The following is a 25,124-nucleotide window of genomic DNA, read 5'->3' as shown; positions in this document are numbered from 1 at the left end:
GGAGAGAAGCACCATGAAGTCGTCGAGAGTGGGCCGGGGCCTGCTCGCGGGAGCGCGGGGCCTGTATCTGGCGATCGTCTCGCTGGCTGGGTCGATCGTGCTCTTCGTGCTGGCGGTCGTCTCGATCGCGCTGATCCTGCTGGGCATCGGCGTGTTCACGACGCCGGTCGTGCTGGCCGCCGTCCGCCGGTTCGCGACGCTGACCCGCTGGCAGGCCGGGCAGTGGGCGGACGTGCGCATTCCGCTGCCCTACCGCGAGGAGCCCAAGAACCCGCGCCGGGGCGTCGTCGGGCAGGTGGAGCGGTGCTCGCGCCTGCTGAAGGACCCGGCGACCTGGCGGGACCTGGAGTGGCTCCTGGTCAATATGACCCTCGGCTTCGTCATCGCGGTCATCCCGCCCGCCCTCATCGGCTACGCGGCGCACGGCTGGGTGCTCGCCCTCGGCGTGTGGAAGCCGATCTACGAGGCGGGCAACGGCGAGTGGTTCGCCTTCATCCACGTCACCTCGCAGTCCTCGGCGAACGCCGCGGCCGCGCTCGGCACCGGCTTCCTCGTGCTCGGTCTCTTCGTCAACCCCCTGCTGGTCCGCGCCCACTTCCTGCTGGCCCGCACCCTGCTCGCGCCGACCGCGTCGATGCGCGAGCGCGAACTGGCGCTGCGCGTGGACCGCCTGGAGGAGACCCGGCACGACGCCGTGGACACCTCCGCCGCCGAGCTGCGCCGCATCGAGCGCGATCTGCACGACGGCGCGCAGGCCCGCCTGGTCGCCATGGGCATGGACCTCGGCACCATCGAGGCGATCGTGGAGAAGAACCCGGCGAAGGCCAAGGAGATGATCGCCAAGGCCCGGCAGAACTCCGGCGAGGCGCTGAACGAGCTGCGCGACCTGGTGCGCGGCATCCACCCGCCGGTCCTCGCCGAGCGCGGCCTCGGCGACGCGGTGCGGGCGCTGGCGCTGCGCCTGCCGGTGCGGACGGACGTGGACGTGGAGCTGCCGGGCCGCGCCGACGCGTCGGTGGAGTCGGCGGCGTACTTCGCGGTCAGCGAGACCCTGACGAACGCCGTCAAGTACGCGGAGGCGGACCGCATCTGGGTGGACGTGCACCACGCGCAGGGCATGCTGCGCATCGCGGTCACCGACAACGGCAGGGGCGGGGCCAGCATCGGCGCCGGGTCGGGCCTGAGCGGCATCGAGCGGCGGCTCGGTACATTCGACGGCGTACTGGCCGTCAGCAGTCCCGTTGGCGGTCCGACCATGGTGACCATGGAGATCCCTTGCGAGTTGTCCTAGCCGAAGACCTCTTCCTGCTGCGCGACGGCCTCGTGCGGATGCTGGAGGCGTTCGACTTCGAGATCGCGGCGGCCGTCGAGACGGGTCCGGAACTGACCCGGGCGCTGGCCGAGTTGCAGCCGGACGTCGCCGTCGTCGACGTCCGGCTGCCCCGTCCCACACCGACGAGGGCCTCCAGTGCGCGCTCGCCGCGCGGCGGGAGCGGCCGGGCCTTCCGGTGCTCGTGCTGTCGCAGCACGTGGAGCAGTTGTACGCGCGCGAGCTGCTCGCCGACGGCACGGGCGGGGTCGGCTACCTCCTGAAGGACCGGGTGTTCGACGCCGACCAGTTCATCGACGCGGTGCGCCGGGTCGCGGCGGGCGGCACCGCGATGGACCCCTCCGTCATCCAGCAGCTCCTGTCGCGCCGCACGGCGAGCGACCCCCTTGAGGCGCTCACGCCGCGCGAGCGCGAGGTCCTGGAGCTGATGGCGCAGGGCAGGTCGAACGCGGCGATCGCGGCGCAGCTCGTGGTCACCGAGCGGGCCATCGCCAAGCACACCTCCAATATCTTCGCGAAGCTCGACCTGCCGGTCTCGGACGACGACAACCGCCGTGTCCTCGCGGTTCTCGCGTATCTCGACCAGGGCCGCTGATCAACTCCCGTGCGGCGGTCGGGAGATCACGGATTCCTCCCGTCCGCCGTTGAACACGCCGGGCGTGTGGTGCGTACGTAGTCCCATGGGACGCACCACACGACGCACGTCACGAAAACGGTCGAAGCTCGCCGGGCGGGCGGTCGCCGCGTCGGCGGCGCTCATTCTGGGCGGCGGTGGGCTCGTCGCCGTGAATGTCTACGCGAACGCCGAGGAACCCGGCGGTCCGGCGCCCCGGGCCCAGGCGCGGGATGACGCCGGGCCCCGGGCGGCCACCATCGACTGCCCGGACGTGGGCAACGAGCTGCCGGACGTCCCGGCGGACGCCCGCGCCGAGGTCGACCGGGACCTCGCCGCCCTGGACCGCCAGATCAGCGAGGCGTACACGCGGTTCGCGCGGGCCGAGTCGCCGGACGACCAGCGGGCGGTCCTCGAACCGCTGCGGGAGCGGCGGCGCCCGACCATCGCCTCCATCCGGGCCGCGCTCGACCGCGGCGGCCGGGCGCCCGAGGGCCTGGACGGCATGGCGGCCTGCACCCTGCGCGCCGCTGACCCCGCCGCCGATCAGGTGCCGGGAGACGCGGGCCGGGACCAGGACCCCGGGCAGGGCGACGAGGCCCCCGGGCAGGGTGACGAGGCCCCCGGGCAGGGGGACGGGACCCAGCCGCCCGGCCAGGAGCAGCCGCCCGGGCAGGACCAGGACCCCGGCGAGGACCAGGGTCCCGGGCAGGACCAGCCGCCCGGCCAGGACCAGGGGCCCGGGCAGGCGGGCAACGGCCCCGTCGCCGCGGACTTCGTCGACATCACCACCGTCCGCCCCAACGTCAGCGAGCCCCGCCCCCGGCGCGGCGGCTCCCGCGGCACCTTCACCACGCGCTGCGGCACCAACGAGAACGGCAAGTTCAACCCGGACAACGTCATCGTCGCGCCCGGCGTGAGCAACGGCGCGCACCACATGCACGACTACGTCGGCAACCAGGAGACCGACGCCTTCTCCAGCGACCGGGACCTCGCCCGTGGCCGCACCAGCTGCCGCAACCAGGGCGACAAATCCACCTACTACTGGCCGGTCCTCAGGCTCCAGAACGGCGGCGACGAGGACGACGCGGACGCCGACGGCGGCGGCCGCGACAAGAACGTCGGCGAGATCCAGACCCCCGACCGGGTCACGCTGACGTTCGTCGGCAGCCCCGTCAGCAAGGTCACCGCCATGCCGCGGTTCCTGCGGATCATCACCGGGGACGCGAAGGCGTTCACCAACGGCGACGCGAACGCCAACGCCTCCTGGAGCTGCACCGGCTTCGAGAACCGGCAGCTCAAGGACAAGTACCCGATCTGCCCGCGGGGCAGCAAGGTCGTCCGCACGTTCCGCTTCCAGAGCTGCTGGGACGGCCGCAACACCGACAGCGCCAACCACCGCACCCACGTCGCGTTCGCCGACCCCCGCACCGGCCGCTGCCCGCGCGGCTTCCGCGCCGTCCCGCAGCTGGTGCAGCGGATCGTGTACGACGTGCCGCCGGGCCCCGGCTTCGCGGTGGACTCGTTCCCCGAACAGCTCCACAAGCCGGTCACCGACCACGGCGACTTCATCAACGTCTTCGACGAGCGGTTGATGCGCCGGGTGGCGCAGTGCCTGAACGAGGGCCGCCGCTGTTCCTAGGCCACGCCGTGGGACGCGCCCCGAGGGGGCGCGGGGAACCGCGCGCCCGGCCACGACGACGCGGCACACGACGAACGGCCCTACGAGGCGTGGTGCGGGGCCGCCTCGGCCACCCGGCCGCCCAGGCGGCCCCGCACGACGCCCAGCACGCCCCGGTCGCCGACCGCGACCCACTTCCGGCCCACCAGATACGTGCCGCCGTAGTCATCGGCCCCGTCCAGCCACGCGCGGGCCCCGCGCTCCGTGGCGAAGGTGACGAGCACATACCGGCGGCCGTCGGAGCTGCGGCAGTTCGCCTGCCGCAGCTCCGCCGCGTCCGTCCGCACGTCGGGGGCGCACCCGGCCTTCCGGGCGAGCTGCTCCAGGCTGCCGCGCGCCACCGCGGGCGCGCTGGGCACGCCGGGCACCGCGGGCACCGCGCGCCCGCCGTCGGAGCCGTCCGCGGCGAGGCCCCCCGCGATCACCAGGCCGAAAGCCGTGGCCGAAACCGCCCCGGCCGCCCACACCATGCTCCTCATCGTGCGCTCCCGTCTCATCAGGTGATGTGAACGCGCCGTGTCCGTGCGTTCCGCCCCGCCCCGGTGGCCACCGGGCTACCGTGCGCCGCAGCCATCGACGCAGGGGGTACACATGTACGGTCCGTCACGACGCTCGGTCCTCGGCACCGCCGGCGCCATCGGCCTCAGCGGCCTCGCCCTCGGCGGCGCGCTCCCGGCCCACGCGGCCGACGACCCCGGCAGGGATCCCGGCAGAGGTTCCGGCACGGGCCCCTCCTTCGATACGGACGCCGCCCGCGCCGTGCTCAATCGGCGACTGCCGCACCACGCGGACCAGTTCCGCCTCAGACTCGTCCCGGCGCGGGAGGGCCGCGACCACTTCCGCGTCACCGGCGCCACGGGGCGCGTCGAGGTGTCGGGCACCACTCCCGCCGTCCTGCTGACCGGGGTGCACTGGTACCTGAAGTACGTCTGCGGGGCGCACATCGTCTGGAACGGCGACCAGCTCGACCTGCCGCGCCGCCTGCCCGCGCCCGCGCGCCCCCTGGAGCGCACCACCGCGCTCCCCCACCGCTTCGCGCTGAACGACACCAACGACGGCTACACCGCCCCGTACGCCGACTGGCCGTACTGGGAGCGGATGATCGACGTCCTGGCGCTGCACGGCTGCAACGAGGTCCTGGTCATCGCGGGCACCGAGGCCGTCTACCACCGCCTCCTGAAGGAGTTCCACTACAGCGACGCCGAGTCCCGGGCCTGGCTGCCCGCGCCCTCGCACCAGCCGTGGTGGCTGCTGCAGAACCTGTCCGGGTACGGCGGACCGCTCTCCCCCGAGATCATCGACCGGCGGATCGAGCTGGGGCAGCGGATCGTGGCGCGGCTGCGCGAGCTGGGCATGGCGCCGGTCCTGCCCGGCTACTACGGGCACGTCCCCGACGGCTTCGCGGACCGCAACGGCGGGGACGCGCGGGTCGTGCCGCAGGGCACCTGGCACGGCTTCCAGCGCCCCGACTGGCTCGACCCGCGCACCGACGCGTTCGCCCGGGTGGCCGCCTCGTTCTACGGCCACCAGCGCGAACTGTTCGGCGCGGCACGGCACTTCAAGATGGACCTGCTGCACGAGGGCGGCACCGCGGGCGACGTGCCCGTGCCGGACGCCGCGCGCGGCGTGGAGCGCGCCCTCCAGACGGCGCACCCCGGCGCGACCTGGGTGATCCTCGGCTGGCAGGAGAACCCGCTGCCGGAGCTGCTCGACGCCATCGACAAGCGCACGATGCTGATCGTCGACGGCGTCAGCGACCGGTACGCGAGCGTCACCGACCGCGAGCGGGACTGGCGCGGCACGCCCTACTGCTTCGGCACCATCCCGAACTTCGGCGGGCGCACCACCATCGGCGCCCGCACGCACGTCTGGAACGAGAAGTTCTTCGCCTGGCGGGACAAGCCGGGCAGCGCGCTGGTCGGCACCGCGTACATGCCGGAGGCCACGGACCGGGACCCGGCCGCGTTCGAGCTGTTCTCCGAACTCGCCTGGACCGAGGAGCGCGTCGACCGGGCCGCGTGGTTCTCGGCCTACGCCGACTTCCGCTACGGCGGGCGCGACGCGCGGGCGCGCGCCGCCTGGCGGGCGCTGCACGACACGGCGTACCAGCACCACGCGGTGGAGCGCAGCGACGCCCACGACTCGCTGTTCGCCGCCCGCCCCGACCTGTCCGCGAACCGCGCCGCCGAGTACGCGCCGCGCGCCCTGGCCTACGACCCGGGCCGCTTCGACGCGGCGCTCGCGGGCCTGCTCGGCGTCGCGGGCGCCCTGCGCGGCAGCGCGGCGTACCGGCACGACCTGGTGGACGTGGCCCGGCAGGCCCTCGCCCACCGCAGCCGCCAGCTCCTGCCGCAGCTCAAGACGGCGTACGACCGCAAGGACCAGGCCACCTTCCGGGCCCTGTCCAACCTGTGGCTGCGCCTGATCCGCCTGGCCGACGACGTCACCGGCACCCACCCGGCGTTCCTGCTCGGCCCGTGGATCGAGGACGCGCGGCACCTCGCCACCAGCGACACCGAGCGCGTGGAGTTCGAGCGCACCGCCAAGGTCCTCATCACGGTGTGGGGCGACCGGCCCACCTCCGAGGGCGGCAAGCTGCACGAGTACGGCAACCGCGAGTGGCACGGCCTGATCGCCGACTTCTACGCGCCGCGCTGGCAGCGGTGGCTGGACGAGCTGGCCGACGCGCTCGCCGAGGGCCGCGCCCCGAAGTCCGTCGACTGGTACGGGGAGTTCGAGGAGCCCTGGACGCGGGAGCGCCGGGACTATCCGCTGCGGCCGGTCGGCGACCCCTACCGCACCGCGTCCCGCGTCCGGGACGCCCTCGCCCGCGCCCCCTACCAGGGCACCCTGGAGGTCACCGCCGAGCCGCCCGCGTTCCCGCCCGGCGGCCGGGCCCGTATCGAGGCGCGCTTCCGCAACGTCAACGGGCTGCGCGCCACCGGCCGCGTCGACTTCGCGCTCACCGGCATCGAGGCGGAGCCCGACGGGCCGACCTCGCTGCCCCGGGTGGCTCCGGCGGGATCCGGCACCGCCGCCTGGCGCGCGAGCGCCCCCGGCACCCCGCTGGACCGCCCCCTGCGCCCCCTCCCGTACGCCCTGACCGTGCGCTACGGCCCGCTGGGCGAGAAGCGGGTCACCGCCACCCACGAGGGCGCCCTCTTCGAGGCGGGGCCGCTCAGCGCCGGATGGCGCACGTACACCAACAACGCCGCCGTCTTCGGCGAGTGGGACGGGCGGTACGGGATCAACGGGGCGGGCGCGGACCTGTGGCGCGGCACCGCCGAGTTCGGCACGCTCTTCCGGCCGGGGGCCCTGCGGGACGGGGGGTCCGCCACGGTGCGCGTCGACTCCCAGTCCCCGACCGGCCCCTGGGCCCGCGCCGGGATCGTCGTCCGCGACTCCCTGGCCACGCCCGGCTCCCCGGGCTTCCTCAACCTCGCCGTGACCCCCGCCAACGGCGTCGTCCTGTCGTACGACGCCAACGGTGACGGCGCCCTGGACACCTACCGGCGCGTCACCGGCGTGGCGGCGCCGGTGCTGCTGCGGCTCTCCCGTGCCGGGGGCGCGTTCACCGGGGAGCTGTCCACGGACGGCGGGGCGACGTGGCGGGTGGTCGCCACGGTGCCGGTGCCCGGGGCGGGCGGGGCCCAGGACGTGGGGCTGTTCATGACGGCGACGAACGGGGGAGCGGGGGCCGTGGGACGGCGGAGTTCAGCGGCTGGGCGCTCCGCTAGGGGGTGCTCCTCCGCCCCGGCAGTGCGCCTACCTGCGGTAGGTGACCGGTGGTCGGTTCGCTCGTTCTGCTGAACGTGTCGTCATCGCAGTCCACGAAGAACCCCGCGCGCCCCGCCGCCACGTCCGTCATCGACGTGGAGCAGGCCGAGGCCGCCGTGATCGAGCACTACCCGCGTCTGACCCGCCTCGCCTACCTGGTGCTGCCGCCGTCCCTCGGCCGGGGCCGCCGCGTGCTGACCGCGCACGCCCTGGCCCAGCGGGCGCTCCCCCGCGGCCGCGCCGCCAACGCGACCGTGCCGGACCAGCGGGGCTCCGCCACCGGCCGGGCCGCCGACCCCGGCTACGCCTACGTACGCTGCCAGGTGCTGCGCACGGCCCTGGAGGCGAGCCTGCCGCGGAAGCGCCGCGCCTGGCCCCGGCGGTCCGCACTGCCGCCGCTGCTGCCGCAGGTGTGGGGGCTGCGGCTGTTCCCCGCTCCGGGGGCGCCGACGAACTCGCCCTGGACCAGCACCTCACCACCCTGTCGGGCCCGGCCCGCGCCGCGTTCGCGCTGCGCGGCCTGGAACGGCTCACGGACGACGAGGTGCGCCGCGCCCTCGCCGCCGCCGGGGTCGACGACGACGAGACCGATGCCGCGCTCGCCGACGCCGACGGCGTCACCGCCCCCGCGGCGCTGCTTGAGTCACCCGAGTTCGACCCGTGCTCGCTCCAGGCGCGGCCCACGGACCTGATGCGGCGCAGGCAGCACCTGCGGGCCGCGGCCGTCGCGGTCGCCGCGGCGGTCGTGTGCGGGGCGCTGCTCGGCCTGCCCGGCGAGGGCTGGGGCCCGGACGGCGCGGCGGCCCCGCCGTACGCGAAGAACCCCGCGGGCGAGGCCGCGCTCGACCCCGGGAAGCTGACCAAGGCGGCGCCCGCCGCCTGGAAGCGGGCCACCCGGCACGACTTCGCGGCCTGGCCCGCGCGCGGCGAACTCGTCGACGACCAGGCCCTGTTGCGCCGGGCGCTGGCCGTGTGGGCGCGGCCCGGCTCGTCGGTGCGGGTGTCGGCGACGCCCGGTACGCCCGCCGGGGCGCCGCCGGGGCCGACGCGGCTGCTGTACGCGGGCGAGGTCGACGGGGCGCGCGTGGTGCTGCTGCACGACGGGCTGCGCGTCGCCCGCTACGCCGAGCCGAAGGACGGCACCGAGGGCGCCGCCCTCGACCTCGCGCGGGTCGACGGCGCGAGCGACGCCGAGGCCGGGGCCGTCGTCCTCGGCCGCTCCGACGGCAACGTCCGCTACCTCACGGCCCCTTGGGTGGGCGACATCGCCGTACGCGACCTGCTGAAGCCGTCCGCCGCGGCGGCGCCGCTGCGGCGCGACGACCACGGGGTGACCGCGCCGTTCGCCAGCCCGGCGGTCGCCCGGGACTGCCGCGCCTGGAACGCGCTCCAGTTCCGCGACGGCACCGGCGCCGTCGCGCTCACCACCGACCTGGGCGAGCTGACCCCCGCGCGGCTCACCTCCGGGCGGCCCGGTGCGACGCGGGACTCCGCGCCCGGCGACTGGGCGCGCACCGCCTGCTCCCTGGCCGCCGCGCGGTCGTACGGGGTGCGGTCCGTGAACTCCTGGGCGTACGCCCGCCAGTCCCTGCCGGGCGGTGTGGGCAGCGCGGACTGGGTGTGCACGCGGGCCGAGACCTGGCGGGGCGCCGGGGAGCGGGTACTCGCGCAGGTGCTCGTCCCCGGGACGGGGCCCGGCGCGGTCGCCGCCAAGGCCGAGGGGTCGGCGGCGTGCGGGGTCCGGCAGCCGCGGGTCCTCGCGGCGGCGCTGTGGAAGGCCCCCGCCGGGGGCTGGTACCTGCTGGCCGCGGGCAGCAAGGACGTGGCGTCGATCAAGGTGTCGGGGCGCGCGCCCGTGCCCGGGCCGACGCTGGCCCTGCCCACCAAGAGAAGCGCCCGCCCCGAGGTAACGGCCCACCTCCCCAACGGCACCCAACTCCCGCCCCTGCGCTGACCTTTCCCCAACGCAACCGATCGAGCCCGTCCGGCGATTGAGGACGAGCGCGCCAGCGCGACATATCGAGCCTGTCCGGCGTTTGAGGACGAGCGCGGAGCGCGAGATGGAGCCCGCCCGGCGTTTGAGGGCGAGGCGCGGAGCGCCGATGGGGGCGGGGGTGCCAGGGGGCGCCGCCCCCTGGTTCGGGGAGGGGCGGGTCTGGGGCGCCCCCGCGAGGGAATTGGCCGTGAACGGCCCCTGTACCCGCGCCCTACCCACGCGTACATTGACGCCATGTCTAACACGAAGGCCCGGCGCCCCCAGCCCGTCGCCTCCGAGCACATACCGCTCAAGGCCCGCAACGTCTCCTTCTCCTGGGAGGACACCCCCCTCCACTGGCTCCCGGGAGACCCCTTCTCCACGCACACCATCAACGTCCTGCACCTCCTCCTACCCGCGGGGGAGCGCTGGTTCGTGCACGTGTACAAGCAGGTGCTGCCGCACATCCGCGACGAGCGCCTGCGCGAGGACGTCCTCGGGTTCATCGGCCAGGAGGCCATGCACTCCCAGGCGCACGACGAAGTGCTGCCGCACCTGCGGGAGCAGGGCCTGGACCCCACCCCGTACACCGCGCAGGTCGACTGGCTCTTCGAGAAGCTGCTCGGCGACCGCACCCTGCCGCCCGGCCGGGCCCGGCACTGGTGGCTGATGGAGCGCGTCGCGCTGATCGCGGCGATCGAGCACTACACGGCGTTCCTCGGCGACTGGGTGCTCAACGCGCGCGAGCTGGACCGCCGCGGCGCCGACCCGACCATGCTGGACCTGCTGCGCTGGCACGGCGCGGAGGAGGTCGAGCACCGCTCGGTGGCCTTCGACCTGTTCGAGCACGTCGACGGCTGCTACCGGCGCCGGGTGCGGACCTGGGCGACGGCGTTCACGGCCCTGGTGTTCCTGTGGCAGCGCGGCGCCCGCTTCTTCATGGAGAACGATCCGACGCTCGTCGGCGGCAGGGCCACGTTCCGCGACTTCCACCGCGCCGGGCGCGCGGGCACGCTGCCGGGCACCGGCGCGATGCTCCGCTCCATCCCCCGCTACCTGAGCCGCGCCTACCACCCCTCCCAGGAGGGCAGCACCGCGCAGGCCGTCGCCTACCTCGCCTCCTCCCCCGCGGCACGGGCCGCCGAGGCCCGCGCGAACGGAGCCGCCTGAGATGCCGCCGAGCCCGGTCAGGACCGCCCTGTTCGTCACCGGCGCCGCGCTGCTCGCCCGACGCACGCGGCACGCGCTGCGCCGCCGCGTCGAGGGCTCGCCGCTGTGGCCGCTGCCCGCCCTGGACGAGCCGATCTCCGGGCGCCCGCGCTCGCGGGCGCTGAGGCTGCGCGTCGCCCGGCACGAGGCGATCGCCGACGGCGTCGTACGACTGCGCCTGGAGGGCGAGCGGCTGCCGCCGTGGGAGCCCGGGGCGCACCTGGACCTGGTGCTGCCGTCGGGGCTCGTGCGGCAGTACTCGCTGTGCGGTGACCCCGAGGACACGTCGTCGTACACCGTCGCCACCCGGCTCATCACCGCCGACCAGGGCGGCAGGGGCGGGTCGCGGGAGGTGCACGAGGGGCTGCGCGAGGGCGACGAGGTCGAGGTGCGCGGGCCGCGCAACCGCTTCCCGCTGGCCCGGGGCGCCGCCGCGTACGTGTTCGTCGCGGGCGGCATCGGGATCACCCCGGTGCTGCCGATGGTGCGCGCGGTGGCGGCGGCGGGCGGCGCGTGGCGGCTGCTGTACTGCGGGCGCACCCGGGCCTCGCTGCCGTTCCTGAAGGAGTTGGAGGAGCTGGACGGGGGCGGCGGGCACCTGACCGTGGTCAGTGCGGACGAGAGCGGGCGGCCGGACGTCGCGGGCTTCCTCGCCGACGCCGCGCCCGGCACCGCCGTGTACGCGTGCGGGCCCGAGGGGCTCATGGACGCCGTCGCCGACGCGCTGCCCGCGGGCTGCGCGCTGCACCTGGAGCGGTTCGCGCCCCGCGTCTCGGCGGGCGGCGAGGCGGCCTTCGAGGTCGAACTGCGGCGCAGCGGGCGCACGGTGGCCGTGGCGGCGGACACCACGGTCCTGGCGGCCGTCCGCGAGGCGCTGCCCGACACCCCGTACTCGTGCGCGCAGGGCTTCTGCGGCACCTGCCGACAGCGCGTCCTGGAAGGGGAGGTCGACCACCGCGACGAGCTGCTGACCGACGCCGAGCGCGCCGACTCCCTGCTGATCTGCGTGTCCCGCGCGCACGGCACCCGGCTCGTGCTCGACCTCTAGCCCCCGGCGAGCGAACAGGCGGAGCGGGGGCGTCCGTTCATCGCCTGATCGAATCGGTAGAGTGTTCGCATGTCTACCGGGATGCGCCGCAGGATGGGCGTCGAAGAGCGGCGGCAGCAGCTGATCGGGGTCGCGCTCGAACTGTTCAGCCACCGCTCTCCCGACGACGTCTCCATCGACGAGATAGCGTCGGCGGCGGGCATCTCGCGCCCGCTCGTCTACCACTACTTCCCCGGCAAGCTCAGCCTGTACGAGGCGGCCCTGAAGCGGGCCGCCGACGACCTGGCCGAGCGGTTCACCGAGCCGCACGAGGGGCCGCTGGGGGCGCGGCTGCTGCGGGTGACGGGCCGGTTCCTCGGCTTCGTCGACGAGCACGGGCCCGGCTTCTCCGCCCTGATGCGCGGCGGCCCCGCCATCGGCTCGACGTCGTCGTCGACGACGAACGCGCTGATCGACTCGGTGCGGCAGGCGGCGTACGACCAGATCCTCGCGCACCTCGGCATCACGAAGCCGCCCGCCCGGCTCGAACTGGTGGTGCGCTCGTGGATCTCGCTCGCCGAGTCCACGGCGCTGATCTGGCTGGACGGCCGCCGCATCCCGCGCGCCGAGCTGGAGCTCCAACTCGTGCACGACTTCGCGGCGTTGGCGGCCGTCAGCGCCGCGTACGACGACGAGATGGCGGCGCTGCTCGGCCGGGTCCTCGCCGACGAGCCGTCCGACGGCCCGTTCGCGGACCTGCTGACCCGGCTCGCCGCGCTGGCCCCGCCGTCGATCGGGGCGCCGTCGGCCGCGACCCCGTAGGTCAGGGCGCGGCGCCGTTCGAGGAGGGCGCGTCGGTGAGGCTCAGGGCGAGCACCGCGATGTCGTCGTCGCGTTCCCGGCCGAAGCACTCGAAGAGCGTGTCGCACAGCGCCGTCACGCCCGGCGGGGCCCCGGCCGCGGCCGCGCGCAGGTGCTCCATCGACACCGCGAGGTCCGTGCCGCGCGTCTCGATCAGGCCGTCGGTGACCATCAGGAGCCGGTCGTGCGGCCGCAGCCGGACCGTCGCGGGCAGCGGCCGGTCCAGGCCGAGGCCGAGCAGCGGCCCCGCGGCCCGCACGTACGCGGCCGAGCCCGCCTCCCGCACCACCAGGGGCGGGATGTGGCCCGCGTTCGCGACGCGGGCGCGGCCCGAGGGCGGGTCGACCAGCGCCAGGCACAGCGTGGCCGTGGTCTCGGGGTGGTAGCGCTGGAGCATCCGGTCCAGGCGGCGGGCGAGGGTGCCGGGGTCCGGGTCCTCGGCGCAGTAGGCGCGCAGCGCGTGGCGCAGCTCCACCATCACCGTGGCCGCTTCCAGCGAGTGGCCCGCGACGTCGCCGATGCCGGTGAGCACCCCGGCGGGCGTGTTCAGGGCGGCGTAGAAGTCGCCGCCGATCTCCGCCTGCGGCGAGGCCGGTTCGTAGCGGACGGCGATCTCCGCGCCGGGCGTGCGCGGCAGGCGGGTCGGCAGGAAGCTGCGCTGGAGGGTGAGCGCGACGTGGCGCTCCTTCTCGTACATCAGCAGCTGCTCGGCGACGCGGGCCGTGGCGTGGGCCAGGCGCTCCAGGTCGGCGGCGCCGTGCCGGGCGTGCGCGGCGGTGGCCAGGCACACCGGGGCGTACTCCTCGCGGGTGCGGGCCAGGGCGAGCAGGGCGCCGCCGTCCCCCGGCAGGCCGTGCGCCGCGCCGTTGGCGAGCCGCTGCTCCCCCGGCGCCCACACCCCGGCCGGGACGCCGCGCCCGGGGCCGAGGAAGCCGGGCGGCCACACCGGCGCCGGGACCACCCTGCTGCACACGCCGGTCCTGCCGGACATCAGGCGGAGCATCAGGTCGGCCACCTCCTCGTCGGCGTCCGCGCCGGGCCGGGCCGCGGGCGCCCGGCGCCGGGACAGGCCCCGGTGGACGGCGCCCTCGTCACCGAGGACGAAGGCCGCGGCGGGCGCGCCCGCGAGCCGCGCCGTGTGCACCGCCGCCGTCTCCACCAGCTCGTCCAGGCAGCCCGCCGACTGCACGTCGAGGACGGCCTCGGCGAGCAGCGTGAGGCGGCCCGCGCGGGTGGTGGCGGCCGAGCGGCGGCGGGCGCCGCGCGCGGCGGCGCGCACCACCGCCTGGATCTCCTCGGGCTCCGCGGGCACCGCCAGATACGCCTCGGCGCCCGCGTCCAGGCCCCGGCACCGGTCGGCCGTGCCGTGCGCGACGGCGGAGAAGTGGACGACCGGCAGGGCCGCGGTGACCGGTGACTCCTTCAGGCGGCGGCACAGGTCGTAGCCGCTCATGTCGGGCAGGCCGACGTCGACGAGCGCCACGTCGGGCAGTTCGCCCGCGTGCAGCCGCACATCGAGTTCGCTCAGGGCCTCACCGGCGCTCCCGGCCAGGAGGACCCGGTGTCCGGCGCGGCGCAGGACGGCGCCCATGGCGTACCGGCTCGCGGCCGCGTCGTCGACGACCAGGACCGTGGTGTCCGGTCCGGCCTGCTCCCCTTCGTTGTCTTTCACGCCCACGTGGACAGCCCCCAGGACCCGGCTCGGTGATGGCGGGCCCCTTGGCTCGCCCGTCCACGCTAGCGCTCTAGCACACCTGGGGGGAGCACACGGCGTGGTCATGTCCCGCAGCGGTGCATCCCTGCCAAGCGCCCTCGTACGGCGGCGAGTTGCCGATAAGATCCGCGCTCCGCCGGGGCCGCGGGGCCGGAGTGCGGGGCCGCTCGTGACCCCCGCGCACCGCCGCGCGTTCACCAAGGCGTCCGGCTCGCCGCGCCGCGCCGCGGAACGGCCCCCTCGTACCGGCAAGGGACTGGAATGACCCAGCACAGCACCGACGTCGCCGACGGCATCGAGACCGCGCCCGCGCGCACCGACTGGTGGCGCGACGCGGTCATCTACCAGGTCTATCCGCGCAGCTTCGCCGACTCCGACGGCGACGGCATGGGCGACCTGCCGGGCGTCACGGCCCGCCTGCCGCATCTGCGCGGGCTCGGCGTGGACGCCGTGTGGCTCTCCCCGTTCTACGCGTCCCCGCAGGCCGACGCGGGGTACGACGTCGCCGACTACCGGGCGGTCGACCCGGTGTTCGGCACGCTCTCCGACGCCGACGACCTGATCCGCGCCGCGCACGGCCTGGGCCTGCGGGTGATCGTCGACATCGTGCCCAACCACTGCTCGCACCAGCACGCGTGGTTCCGCCAGGCCCTCGCCGAGGGGCCGGGGTCGCCGCTGCGGGAACGCTTCCACTTCCGGCCCGGCCGGGGCGCGGGCGGTGAACTGCCGCCCAACGACTGGGAGTCGGTGTTCGGCGGGCCCGCCTGGACCCGCGTGGACGACGGCGAGTGGTACCTGCACCTGTTCGCCCCGGAGCAGCCCGACTTCAACTGGGACCACCCGGCCGTGCACGAGGAGTTCCGCTCGATCCTGCGGTTCTGGCTGGACCTGGGCGTCGACGGCTTCCGCGTGGACGTGGCGCACGGCCTGGTCAAGGCGCCCGGCATGCCCGACGTCGGCCACGGCGAGCAGGTCAGGCTGCTGGGCGCGCACCCCGTGCCGTACTTCGACCAGGACGGCGTGCACGCGATCTACCGGGACTGGCGCGCCCTGCTCGACTCCTACGACGGCGAGCGCGTCGCCGTCGCCGAGGCCTGGACGCCGACGGTGGAGCGCAGCGCCCTGTACCTGCGCCCCGACGAGCTGCACCAGGCCTTCAACTTCGCCTATCTGACCACGGGTTGGGACGCCGGGGCGCTGCGCGCGGTCATCGACCGCTCCCTGGCCGCAGTGAACGCCGTGGGCGCGCCCGCGACCTGGGTGCTGTCCAACCACGACGTGGTGCGGCACACCACGCGCCTCGCCGACGGCGACCCGGCGCGCGGGCTGCGCCGGGCGCGCGCGGCGACGCTGCTGATGCTGGCGCTGCCCGGCTCGGCGTACCTCTACCAGGGCGAGGAGCTGGGGCTGCCCGAGGTCGTGGACCTGCCCGACGAGGTGCGTCAGGACCCGGCGTTCTTCCGGGGCGCGGCGCAGGGCGGCGGCTCGGGGCAGGAGGGCAGGCGCGACGGGTGCCGGGTGCCGCTGCCGTGGTCGGGGACGCGGCCGCCGTTCGGCTTCGGCCCGGTGGAGGGCGGGCCGAGCTGGCTGCCGCAGCCCGAGGGGTGGCGGGACCTCACCGTCGAGGCACAGGAGGCCGACCCGGACTCGACGCTCGCGCTGTACCGGGCGGCGCTCGCCGTGCGCCGGGAGCATCCGGCGCTCGGGGCGGGCGAGTCCGTGACGTGGCTCACGGCACCGGAGGGCGTGCTCGCGTTCCGCAGGGAGGCGGCGGGCGGCCGGTCCGTGGTGGTGACCGTGAACCTCACCGGCCGTCCGGTGGCGCTGCCCACGCCCGGCGAGGTGCTGCTGTCCAGCGTCCATCCGCACGGCACCGGGGCCGAGTTGACCGGCGGCACCGACGGCGGCTCCGGCGACGGAGGCGGGTCCGGGACCGGCGCCGCGGCCACCGCCGTCCTGCCGCCGGACGCGACGGTCTGGTGGGCAGGGTGAGGGACGACCGGTACAGTCCCGTCCCGTGACCGCGCGACTGGCCGACATCGCAGCCCAGGCGGGGGTCAGCGAGGCGACCGTGAGCCGGGTCCTGAACGGCAGGCCGGGCGTCGCTGCGGCCACCCGCCAGTCCGTGCTCGCCGCGCTCGACGTCCTCGGCTACGAGAGGCCCGTCAAGCTGCGTCAGCGCAGCGCGGGCCTCGTGGGCCTGATCACACCGGAGCTGGACAACCCGATCTTCCCCGCGCTCGCCCAGGTCATCGGGCAGGCCCTGACCCGGCAGGGGTATACGCCGGTGCTCGCCACGCAGACCCCGGGCGGCTCCACGGAGGACGAGCTGACGGAGATGCTGGTGGACCGGGGCGTCGCCGGGATCATCTTCGTCTCCGGGCTGCACGCGGACACCACGGCGGACATGGGCCGCTACGCGTCCCTGCGCGCCCAGGGGGTGCCGTTCGTCCTCGTCGACGGCTTCTCGCCGCACGTGCGGGCGCCGTTCATCTCGCCCGACGACCGGGCGGCGACGCGGCTCGCGGTCACCCACCTCGCCTCGCTCGGCCACACCCGCATCGGCCTGGCGCTCGGGCCGCGCCGCTTCGTGCCCGTCCAGCGCAAGATCGAGGGGTTCACCCGCACCATGCGGGAGCGCTTCGGGCTCCCCGCGGAGGCGGTCGAGGCGGAGCTGGTCCAGCACTCCCTGTACACGCTCGAAGGCGGGCAGGCGGCGGCGTCCGCGCTGCTCGACCGGGGCTGCACCGCCGTCGTGTGCGCCAGCGACATGATGGCGCTCGGCGCGGTGCGGGCCGCCCGCGAGCGGGGTCTGGGCGTGCCCGACGAGGTGTCCGTGGTCGGCTTCGACGACTCGGTGCTCATCGCGTTCACCGATCCGCCGCTGACCACGGTCCGCAAGCCGGTGCCCGCGATGGGCCAGGCCGCCGTGCGGACCCTCCTGGAGGAGATCGGCGGGACGCCCGCGCCGCAGAGCGAGTTCGTCTTCATGCCGGAGCTGGTGGTACGGGGATCGACCGCGGCGTCTCCGCGCGGGCCTCGTCCCTGAGGCGTAGGGAATGCGGCGGGAACCCATCGGGGGGATGATCTGAGGGGAGGTGGGTATCTGGCAGACTCTGTCCCTATGGGTGAGATGACTGTGACGACACTGGAAGGCCGCCAACGGCCCACCACATCACCCATCGCGGGCGAGGGAGACGACCGCGAGGGGCGGAATCTCCTCCGGCGGCTGCGCACGCCCCGCAGGCCCCGGCTGTGGTTCGAGATCCTGCTGATCGCGGTGAGTTACTGGACGTACTCGCTGATCCGCAACGCCGTGCCGGAGCAGAAGTCCGAGGCGCTGCGCAACGCGGACTGGATCTGGGACGTCGAGCACACCCTCGGCATCGCCGTGGAGCGCTCCGTCAACCACGCCGTCGATTCCGTGACATGGCTCATCGTCGGCATGAACTACTACTACGCGACGCTGCACTTCGTCGTCACGCTGGGTGTCCTGGTGTGGCTGTACCGCAGTCATCCCGGCCGGTACGCGGCCACGCGCCTGGTCCTCTTCGCGACCACGGCGGTGGCCCTGCTCGGTTACTACCTGTATCCGCTGGCGCCGCCGCGGCTGATGCCCGGCGGTGACTTCATCGACACGGTCATCGTGCACAACACATGGGGGTCCATGGCCTCCGGCGACCTGAAGAGCATGTCGAACCAGTACGCCGCGATGCCGTCCATGCACATCGGCTGGTCCCTGTGGTGCGGGCTCACGATCTTCGCCCTCGCCTCCGTGCCGTGGGCGAAGGTGCTCGGGCTGCTGTACCCCGCGGCCACGCTCATCGTGATCGTCGCCACCGCCAACCACTTCTGGCTGGACGCCGTGGGCGGCATGATCTGCCTCGCCTTCGGCTACGCGGTGGCCCGCCTGTGGTACGGCCGCCTTCCGTACACGCTGCCGCAGCAGATCCCCTGAGGCCGCCGGTCACGGCAGGATTCCAGCCCGTCCGGCGTTTGAGGACGAGGCCGAAGGCCGTTTGACCGGGGCGCCCCCCGCGAGGGCTCACGCCCCGTAGAAGCGCTGCTCCACGACCCCCCGCGCGCGGCGCGTGACCCGGCGGTAGTCGTCCAGCATGTCCCCGACGTGCCCCGCCTCGTACCCCAGGTAGCGCCCCACGGCGGCCAGCTCCCGCCCGTCGGAGGGGAACGTGTCCCCGGCCCGCCCCCGCACGAGCATCACGGCGTTGCGGACCCGCGTGGCGAGCACCCAGGCCTCGTCGAGCACGGCGGCGTCCTCGGCGGGCAGCAGCTCGGCGGCGCAGGCCGCGGCCAGGGCCTCACGGGTCCGGGTGGTCCGCAGGCCGGGCTCCGCCCACCCGTGCTGGAGCTGGAGGAGCTGGACGGTCCACTCGACGTCGGAGAGCCCGCCGCGGCCGAGCTTGGTGTGCAGGGTGGGGTCGGCCCCGCGGGGCAGCCGCTCGGACTCCATGCGGGCCTTGAGCCGCCGGATCTCGCGGACGGCGTCGTCGCCGAGCCCCTCGGCGGGGTACCGCAGCGGGTCGACGAGGTCGAGGAAGGCCCGCCCGAGGTCGGCGTCGCCCGCGACGGGCTCGGCGCGCAGCAGGGCCTGCGACTCCCAGACGAGGGACCACCGCCGGTAGTAGGCCTCGTACGACTTCAGGGTGCGCGCCAGGGGCCCGCTCTTGCCCTCGGGCCGCAGGTCGGCGTCGATCAGCAGCGGCGGGTCGGCGCTCGGCACCTGGAGCAGGCGGCGCATCTCGGCGACGACCTGGGCGGCGGCGCGCGTGGCCTCCTGGTCGTCGACGCCCTCGCGGGGCTGGTGCACGAACAGGACGTCGGCGTCGGAGCCGTAGCCCAGCTCGCGGCCCCCGAAGCGGCCCATGCCGATGACGGCGAAGCGGGTGGGCAGGGTGTCGCCCCAGCCGTCGCGGACGACGGCGCGCAGGGCGCCCGCGATCGTGGCGGCGGTGAGGTCGGACACGGCCTGCCCGACCCGGTCGACGAGCGCGCCCGCGTCGACGGGCACCTCGGTGTCGTACGACGCGATGAGGTCGGCCGCGGTGGTGCGGAACAGCTCGCGGCGGCGCACGCCGCGGGCCGCGGCCACGGCCTGCTCGGCGCCGTCGGCGCGGCCCACCGCGGCCAGCACCTCCTGCTCCAGGTGGGCCCGGCCGCGCGGTTCGAGGCCGCGCTCGTCGCCGAGCAGGGCGACGGCCTCGGGGGCGCGGAGCAGCAGGTCGGGGGCGAGGCGTCCGGCGGAAAGGACGCGGGCCAGGTTCTCGGCTGCGGCGCCCTCGTCGCGAAGCAGGCGCAGGTACCAGGGGGTCTTGCCGAGCGCGTCGGACACCTTGCGGAAGCCGAGCAGGCCCGCGTCGGGGTCGGCGGAGTCGGCGAACCAGCCGAGCAGCACCGGAAGGAGCGTGCGCTGGATGGCGGCCTTGCGGGTCACTCCGGACGCCAGGGCCTCCAGGTGGCGCAGGGCGGCGGCCGGGTCGGCGTACCCGAGCGCGACGAGCCGTTCGCGGGCCGCGTCGGTGCTCAACCGCGACTCGCCGGGGGCAAGTTGGGCGACGGCGTCGAGCAGCGGGCGGTAGAACAGCTTCTCGTGCAGGCGGCGGACGACGGTCGTGTGCCGCTTCCAGGCGCGGTTCAGCTCGGTGATGGGCTCGGTGCGCATGCCCAGGGAACGGCCGATGCGGCGCAGGTCGGCGTCGTCCTCGGGCACCAGGTGGGTGCGGCGCAGACGGTACAGCTGGATGCGGTGCTCCAGGGAGCGCAGGAACCGGTAGGCGTCGTCGAGCTGGGCGGCGTCGACGCGGCCCACGTAGCCGCCCGCGGCGAGCGCCTTGAGGGCGTCGAGCGTGGTGGCGCTGCGCAGCGAGGCGTCGGCGCGGCCGTGCACCAGCTGGAGCAGTTGGACGGCGAACTCGACGTCGCGCAGGCCGCCGGGGCCGAGCTTCAGCTCGCGGTCGACCTCGCCCGCGGGGATGTTGGCGACGACGCGGCGGCGCATCTTCTGCACGTCGGCGACGAAGTTCTCACGCTCGGCGGCCTGCCACACCAGGGGCGCGACGGCGGCGGCGTACTCCTCGCCGAGGTCGGTGTCGCCCGCGACGGGCCGGGCCTTGAGCAGCGCCTGGAACTCCCAGGTCTTCGCCCAGCGCTGGTAGTAGGCGAGGTGGGAGGAGAGGGTGCGCACGAGGGGGCCGTTGCGGCCCTCGGGGCGCAGGTTGGCGTCGACGGGCCAGATCGTGCCCTCGACCGTGGTCTCGGAGCAGATCCGCATCAGGTGCGCGGCGAGGCGGGTCGCGGCGCGCAGCGCCTTGCCCTCGTCGGCGCCGTCGGCGGCCTCCGCCACGAAGATCACGTCGACGTCGGAGACGTAGTTCAGCTCGTGGCCGCCGCACTTGCCCATGGCGATCACGGCGAGGCGGCACTGGGCGGCGTCGGCGGGCGCGGCGGCGCGGGCCATGGCGAGGGCGGCGCGCAGGGTGGCCGTGGCGAGGTCGGCGAGTTCGGCGGCGGTCTGGGCGACGTCGGTGGTGGCGCACACGTCGCGGGCGGCGATGGCCAGCAGGCAGCGCCGGTAGGCGACGCGCAGCGTGACCGGGTCGGTGGCCTCGGCGAGGCCGCGCTCGAAGTCCTCGACGCCCGGGTGCAGGTCGGCGGCCTCGTACGTGACGAGGGCCCGCCAGTCGCGGGGGTGCCGGGCGAGGTGGTCGGCGAGGGCCTCGGAGGCGCCGAGGACGCCGAGCAGCCGGTCGCGCAGCGGCTTGGAGCTGATGAGCGTGTCGAGCAGTTCGCGGCGCGCGGCGGCCTCGGCCTGCGCCTCCACGAGCCGGGTGAGGCCGTGCAGCGCCAGGTCCGGGTCGGCGGTGGCGCCGAGGGCGTCCAGGAGGACCGGATCGGTGCGCACCGCGTCGAGGCCGGGCGCGGCCAGCAGCCGCTCGGCGGCCGACGGATCGGTGAACCCGTGGCGCAGCAGCCGCGTGAACGTACTGCTCCTGCGCCCCTGCGGCAGCGTCATGCCCGCGCCTCCCACTCGCCCGTTTCCTGGGCCCGAGCCTACCCAGGGGTGTCCTGGCGGGCGCTGGCGCGTTGTGCGACGTACAGGGGTTCGCCCCGGAAGTGGACCGCGGAACGGACAGGAACAGGAAGGCGTGTCATGACGAGCCAGGAACCCGTGACCGATCTCGACCCGCGCTACAGCAGCGAGGGCGCGACCGCGGTCCCGTGGTCGAACGCCCTGGAGCTGTTGCGCTCGGCCGAGCTGTTCTGGATCTCGACGGTGCGGCCCGAGGGCCGCCCGCACGTCACGCCGCTGCCCGCGGTGTGGTGGGAGGGGGCCCTGCACTTCGCGACGGGCCCGAAGGAGCGCAAGGCCCGCAATCTGGCGGGCAACGCGGAGACCGTCCTGACCACCGGCACGAACCTGTGGGACAAGGGCTTCGACCTGGTGGTCGAGGGCACGGCGGAGCGGGTCGCGGACGAGGAGCGGCTGCGGGCGCTCGCCGCCGCCTGGGAGGACAAGTACGGCAGCTTCTGGCACTACGAGGTGCGGGACGGCTGCTTCCACCACGGCGCGGGGCACGCGTATGTGTTCGCGGTGGCGCCGCGCACGGTGTTCGGCTTCGGGAAGGGGGAGCGGTACAGCCAGACGCGGTGGCGGTTCGCCGGGTGAGGCCCGACCCTCGTGCGTAGGGGGGCGTGCCCTGCGCGGGGGCGCGTGCCCTGCGCGGGGGGGCGCCTGCCTTTCGTGGGAGCGTCCGCCTTTCGTGGGGGCGGGCGCCTTTCGTGGGGGCGGGCGCCTTCCGTGGGGGCGCCTGCCTTCCGTACGGCTCCCGCGCGGAATCGAGGAACCTGCGCGGAACCCCGACGTCCGCACCCGAACACGTGTTTGGATCCCCTCATGGACTACACACTCGAAGTGATCACCCTGCCCGTCAGCGACCTCGACCGGGCCAAGGACTTCTACGAGAAGAAGTGCGGCTTCACGGCCGACCTGGACGCCGAGGTCGCCCCCGGCGTGCGCATCATCCAGATCACGCCGCCGGGCTCGCGCTGTTCGATCGCGATGATCCAGGGGCTGCCGTCCGCGCCGGGGCACGCGGCGATGGAGCCCGGGACGCTGCACGGGCTCCAGCTGTGCGTCACGGACATCGAGGCGGCGCGCGCCGAGCTGGCCGGGCGCGGCGTGGACGTCACGCCGGTGCGCCACCTGGGCGAGCAGGGCTGGACGGACGGCAGGGGCGAGGCGGAGTGGAGCTCCTTCTGCTTCTTCGCGGACCCCGACGGCAACAGCTGGGCGGTGCAGGAGGCCCCCTCGCCGCTCGCCGAACGCTGAGCGCCAGGGGCAGGGTCAGCGGAGCTTGTCCTCCATCCAGGCCACGCCGAAGTCGACGACGTCCCGGGCCTCGAACAGGAAGCTCTCGGCGGCGCCGACGGGCCCGCGCAGGCCCTTGCCCGTGGCCAGCAGGTCGCGGGCGATGACCTCGAACGGCCAGGTGCCCTCGGGCACGACGGCGGAGTAGTCGAAGGCGCCGTCCTGCGAGTCGATGTCGTGGAAGCGCCGCCAGACGCGCTCGCCGTCCTCCAGGACCGGCTGTTCGTAGTCCACGAACCGCTTGCCCGGGGCGTCGGCGAGCGCCTCCGCGTGGTGCAGCAGCGTGATCGAGTCCAGCGGGGCGCCGAGCAGCAGCACCCGCCCGCCGTGCGCGACGAGCCGGGCGAGCGGGCTGTCCGGGCCGTGCGGGTCGTCCCACGGGTGGTCGGCCATCAGGGCGTCGGCGGCGGCGCCGAGGGCCGCGAAGCTGGCGTCGGGGTGGCGGCTGCGCACAGCGCCGGGCCAGCGGCGCAGGGCCTCGGGCAGGCGGCCGTTGTTGTGGTCGGCCTCGCTGAGGACCGGGTCGAAGGCGGGCAGCTCGGCGCGCAGGGCCGCCTGCCAGTCGGCGGGCCAGTCGGTGCTCCACTCGTACGGCGGGGCGTCGTTCCACCCGCAGGTCACCATCAGGGTGCCCCGCTCCCCCACGGCCTCGCGCAGGGCGCCGATGACGGTCTGCGGCCCGCCCGCGACGTACCCCAGGGCGGACATCTCGGTGTGGAACATGACGACGTCCCCGTCGGCGAGCCCCAGCGCGCGCAGGTCCCGCACGAGCCGCCCCCGCGTCACGGGCCCGCCGGAGCGCTTCAGGAGTGCCTCTTCATCCATGCGGCGACGCTACCCAGGGGGCCCGGAGCGCGGGCAACCCATTTACGGGCGGCGCCCTTTCGCCTCCTTGCCCGGCGGCGCCCTTTCCGGCGGCCCCCTTGACCGGCGGCGCCTCTTACCGGCCGCGCCCGCCCACGGCTACAGCACCGGCAGGTTCTTGCGCAGCTCGAACGCGGTGACCTCGGAGCGGTACTCCTCCCACTCCTGCTTCTTGTTGCGCAGGAAGAAGTCGTACACGTGCTCCCCCAGGGTCTCCGCGACCAGTTCGGAGCGCTCCATCAGGGAGATCGCCTCGCCCAGGTTCTGCGGCAGCGGCTCGATGCCCATGGCGCGGCGCTCGGCGTCGGACAGGGCCCAGACGTCGTCGTCGGCGCCCGGCGGGAGTTCGTAGCCCTCCTCGATGCCCTTGAGGCCCGCGGCGAGCAGGACCGCGTACGTCAGGTAGGGGTTGGCGCCGGAGTCGATGGAGCGGACCTCGACGCGGGCGGAGCCGATCTTGCCGGGCTTGTACATGGGGACCCGGATGAGCGCGGAGCGGTTGTTGTGGCCCCAGCAGATGTACGAGGGGGCCTCGCCGCCCGCGCCCGCGGTGCGCTCGGAGCCGCCCCAGATGCGCTTGTAGGAGTTCACCCACTGGTTGGTGACCGCCGAGATCTCGGCGGCGTGCCGCAGCAGGCCCGCGATGAAGGAGCGGCCGACCTTGGAGAGCTGGTACTCGGCGCCGGACTCGTAGAACGCGTTGCGGTCGCCCTCGAAGAGCGACAGGTGCGTGTGCATGCCGCTGCCCGGGTGCTCGGAGAACGGCTTCGGCATGAACGTGGCCTGCACGCCCTGCTCCAGGGCGACCTGCTTCATGACCAGGCGGAACGTCATGATGTTGTCGGCGGTGGAGAGCGCGTCGGCGTAGCGCAGGTCGATCTCCTGCTGGCCCGGCGCCCCCTCGTGGTGGCTGAACTCGACCGAGATGCCCATGGATTCGAGCATGGTGATCGCCTGGCGGCGGAAGTCCATGCCCACGTTCTGCGGGGTGTGGTCGAAGTAGCCGCTGTTGTCGGCGGGCGTGGGCCGCGAGCCGTCGGTCGGCTTGTCCTTGAGCAGGAAGAACTCGATCTCGGGGTGGGTGTAGAAGGTGAAGCCGAGGTCGGAGGTCTTGGCGAGGGCGCGCTTGAGGACGTAGCGGGGGTCGGCGAAGGACGGGGAGCCGTCCGGCATCAGGATGTCGCAGAACATCCTGGCCGTGCCGGGGGCCTCCGCGCGCCAGGGCAGGACCTGGAAGGTGCCCGGGTCCGGCTTGGCGATCATGTCGGACTCGTACACGCGGGCGAAGCCCTCGATGGCGGAGCCGTCGAAGCCGATGCCCTCGTCGAAGGCCTGCTCCAGCTCGGCGGGGGCGACCGCGACCGACTTCAGGAAGCCGAGTACGTCCGTGAACCACAGGCGTACGAACCGGATGTCGCGCTCCTCCAGAGTGCGGAGCACGAACTCCTGCTGCTTGTCCATCTCGACTTCCACCCATCCTTGCTGGTCGGAACCGGCTGCTCCCAAGCCATGGGACGTCGCCCCGGCACATGAGCATCCCACCACACGGTTTCGCGCGCGTTGCGGCCGCTCCGGCCCGCACCCGCGCGCCCGTACCGCGCACTCGTGCCGCACGCCCATACTGCACGGTCACCGGGAGGCGGTGACAGCGGCGCCGACCCCCGCCTTTAAAGTGGCATTCGAGATG

At 74.7% G+C, this 25,124-nt stretch carries 15 protein-coding genes and 3 pseudogenes; 13 read left to right on the top strand and 5 right to left on the bottom strand.

Annotated elements, in window-relative coordinates; translation table 11 throughout:
- Positions 1-13 precede the first annotated feature (13 nt).
- The 3 genes and pseudogenes from ACOBQU_RS28115 (at position 14) to ACOBQU_RS28105 (ending at position 3,585) form a co-directional block, all read left to right on the top strand.
- Positions 14-1,291: a sensor histidine kinase gene (locus ACOBQU_RS28115; RefSeq protein WP_423630711.1), complete on the top strand. Its 1,278-nt coding sequence runs from the start codon at positions 14-16 to the stop codon at positions 1,289-1,291.
- Positions 1,276-1,925: pseudogene (locus ACOBQU_RS28110) on the top strand (LuxR C-terminal-related transcriptional regulator). The gene ACOBQU_RS28115 and the pseudogene ACOBQU_RS28110 overlap by 16 nt, the downstream one beginning before the upstream one ends.
- 85 nt (positions 1,926-2,010) lie before the next feature.
- Positions 2,011-3,585 carry a DUF1996 domain-containing protein gene (locus ACOBQU_RS28105; RefSeq protein WP_423630709.1) on the top strand — a complete coding sequence of 525 codons (1,575 nt, stop codon included), beginning with the start codon at positions 2,011-2,013 and terminating at the stop codon, positions 3,583-3,585.
- A gap of 80 nt (positions 3,586-3,665) precedes the next feature.
- Here ACOBQU_RS28105 and ACOBQU_RS28100 read toward each other — a convergent pair whose 3' ends face one another.
- Positions 3,666-4,103, bottom strand: a complete 438-nt coding sequence (locus ACOBQU_RS28100; protein WP_423630707.1) for a hypothetical protein — start codon at positions 4,101-4,103, stop codon at positions 3,666-3,668.
- A 112-nt stretch (positions 4,104-4,215) separates the two neighbouring features.
- Between ACOBQU_RS28100 and ACOBQU_RS28095 the strand changes: the two are divergent.
- The 5 genes and pseudogenes from ACOBQU_RS28095 to ACOBQU_RS28075 all read left to right on the top strand — a co-directional run bounded on the left by ACOBQU_RS28095 (position 4,216) and on the right by ACOBQU_RS28075 (position 12,434).
- Positions 4,216-7,361, top strand: a pseudogene (locus tag ACOBQU_RS28095) (alpha-N-acetylglucosaminidase).
- Between the two features lie 75 nt (positions 7,362-7,436).
- Positions 7,437-9,355, top strand: a pseudogene (locus ACOBQU_RS28090) (hypothetical protein).
- A 276-nt stretch (positions 9,356-9,631) separates the two neighbouring features.
- The gene (locus ACOBQU_RS28085; protein WP_423630706.1) at positions 9,632-10,546 is read left to right on the top strand and encodes a metal-dependent hydrolase; all 915 of its coding nucleotides are present in this window, start codon (positions 9,632-9,634) and stop codon (positions 10,544-10,546) included.
- 1 nt (position 10,547) lies between these two features.
- Entirely contained in the window at positions 10,548-11,633 is a 1,086-nt protein-coding gene (locus tag ACOBQU_RS28080) for a PDR/VanB family oxidoreductase (RefSeq protein WP_423630704.1), read from the top strand.
- Between the two features lie 69 nt (positions 11,634-11,702).
- Complete coding sequence (locus ACOBQU_RS28075; protein ID WP_423630702.1) at positions 11,703-12,434, top strand: TetR/AcrR family transcriptional regulator; 732 nt, start codon at positions 11,703-11,705, stop codon at positions 12,432-12,434.
- 1 nt (position 12,435) lies between these two features.
- Here the strand turns inward: ACOBQU_RS28075 and ACOBQU_RS28070 are convergent, their stop codons facing one another.
- Positions 12,436-14,151 (bottom strand): SpoIIE family protein phosphatase, encoded by a 1,716-nt coding sequence (locus ACOBQU_RS28070; protein WP_423630700.1) that lies wholly within the window; start codon positions 14,149-14,151, stop codon positions 12,436-12,438.
- Between the two features lie 297 nt (positions 14,152-14,448).
- Here ACOBQU_RS28070 and ACOBQU_RS28065 point away from each other — a divergent pair, with 297 nt between their 5' ends.
- From ACOBQU_RS28065 to ACOBQU_RS28055, 3 genes are all read left to right on the top strand, one after another.
- Positions 14,449-16,179 carry a glycoside hydrolase family 13 protein gene (locus ACOBQU_RS28065; RefSeq protein WP_423630699.1) on the top strand — a complete coding sequence of 577 codons (1,731 nt, stop codon included), beginning with the start codon at positions 14,449-14,451 and terminating at the stop codon, positions 16,177-16,179.
- A 25-nt stretch (positions 16,180-16,204) separates the two neighbouring features.
- Complete coding sequence (locus ACOBQU_RS28060) at positions 16,205-17,236, top strand: LacI family DNA-binding transcriptional regulator (protein WP_423630697.1); 1,032 nt, start codon at positions 16,205-16,207, stop codon at positions 17,234-17,236.
- A 75-nt stretch (positions 17,237-17,311) separates the two neighbouring features.
- On the top strand, positions 17,312-18,145 hold the full coding sequence (locus tag ACOBQU_RS28055; RefSeq protein WP_423630695.1) for a phosphatase PAP2 family protein: 834 nt from the start codon (positions 17,312-17,314) through the stop codon (positions 18,143-18,145).
- 87 nt (positions 18,146-18,232) lie between these two features.
- Here the strand turns inward: ACOBQU_RS28055 and ACOBQU_RS28050 are convergent, their stop codons facing one another.
- Entirely contained in the window at positions 18,233-21,217 is a 2,985-nt protein-coding gene (locus ACOBQU_RS28050; protein ID WP_423630693.1) for a bifunctional [glutamine synthetase] adenylyltransferase/[glutamine synthetase]-adenylyl-L-tyrosine phosphorylase, read from the bottom strand.
- 138 nt (positions 21,218-21,355) lie between these two features.
- Here ACOBQU_RS28050 and ACOBQU_RS28045 point away from each other — a divergent pair, with 138 nt between their 5' ends.
- Together ACOBQU_RS28045 and ACOBQU_RS28040 are read left to right on the top strand one after the other, a co-directional pair.
- Entirely contained in the window at positions 21,356-21,871 is a 516-nt protein-coding gene (locus ACOBQU_RS28045; RefSeq protein WP_423630691.1) for a pyridoxamine 5'-phosphate oxidase family protein, read from the top strand.
- Between the two features lie 228 nt (positions 21,872-22,099).
- On the top strand, positions 22,100-22,534 hold the full coding sequence (locus tag ACOBQU_RS28040; protein ID WP_423630689.1) for a VOC family protein: 435 nt from the start codon (positions 22,100-22,102) through the stop codon (positions 22,532-22,534).
- 15 nt (positions 22,535-22,549) lie between these two features.
- On the opposite strand, the gene aac(3) is transcribed toward ACOBQU_RS28040, so the two are convergent.
- Entirely contained in the window at positions 22,550-23,398 is an 849-nt protein-coding gene (gene aac(3) / locus ACOBQU_RS28035) for an aminoglycoside 3-N-acetyltransferase (RefSeq protein ID WP_423630687.1), read from the bottom strand.
- 138 nt (positions 23,399-23,536) lie between these two features.
- Positions 23,537-24,898, bottom strand: coding sequence for a glutamine synthetase family protein (locus ACOBQU_RS28030; protein WP_423634761.1), 1,362 nt, complete (start codon positions 24,896-24,898; stop codon positions 23,537-23,539).
- Positions 24,899-25,124 lie beyond the last annotated feature (226 nt).

The sequence above is a fragment of the Streptomyces sp. G45 genome, assembly GCF_049542095.1.
Lineage (GTDB): Bacteria > Actinomycetota > Actinomycetes > Streptomycetales > Streptomycetaceae > Streptomyces.
This window is presented reverse-complemented; position numbering and strand designations above follow the sequence as displayed.

Excerpts from the sequence above, each read along its gene's own strand:
- ACOBQU_RS28115 (WP_423630711.1), top strand. The coding sequence starts at position 14 with ATGAAGTCGTCGAGAGTGGGCCGGGGCCTGCTCGCGGGAGCGCGGGGC.
- ACOBQU_RS28105 (WP_423630709.1), top strand. The coding sequence starts at position 2,011 with ATGGGACGCACCACACGACGCACGTCACGAAAACGGTCGAAGCTCGCC.
- ACOBQU_RS28100 (WP_423630707.1), bottom strand. The coding sequence starts at position 4,103 with ATGAGGAGCATGGTGTGGGCGGCCGGGGCGGTTTCGGCCACGGCTTTC.
- ACOBQU_RS28085 (WP_423630706.1), top strand. The coding sequence starts at position 9,632 with ATGTCTAACACGAAGGCCCGGCGCCCCCAGCCCGTCGCCTCCGAGCAC.
- ACOBQU_RS28080 (WP_423630704.1), top strand. The coding sequence starts at position 10,548 with ATGCCGCCGAGCCCGGTCAGGACCGCCCTGTTCGTCACCGGCGCCGCG.
- ACOBQU_RS28075 (WP_423630702.1), top strand. The coding sequence starts at position 11,703 with ATGTCTACCGGGATGCGCCGCAGGATGGGCGTCGAAGAGCGGCGGCAG.
- ACOBQU_RS28065 (WP_423630699.1), top strand. The coding sequence starts at position 14,449 with ATGACCCAGCACAGCACCGACGTCGCCGACGGCATCGAGACCGCGCCC.
- ACOBQU_RS28055 (WP_423630695.1), top strand. The coding sequence starts at position 17,312 with ATGGGTGAGATGACTGTGACGACACTGGAAGGCCGCCAACGGCCCACC.
- ACOBQU_RS28050 (WP_423630693.1), bottom strand. The coding sequence starts at position 21,217 with ATGACGCTGCCGCAGGGGCGCAGGAGCAGTACGTTCACGCGGCTGCTG.
- ACOBQU_RS28045 (WP_423630691.1), top strand. The coding sequence starts at position 21,356 with ATGACGAGCCAGGAACCCGTGACCGATCTCGACCCGCGCTACAGCAGC.
- ACOBQU_RS28040 (WP_423630689.1), top strand. The coding sequence starts at position 22,100 with ATGGACTACACACTCGAAGTGATCACCCTGCCCGTCAGCGACCTCGAC.
- ACOBQU_RS28030 (WP_423634761.1), bottom strand. The coding sequence starts at position 24,898 with ATGGACAAGCAGCAGGAGTTCGTGCTCCGCACTCTGGAGGAGCGCGAC.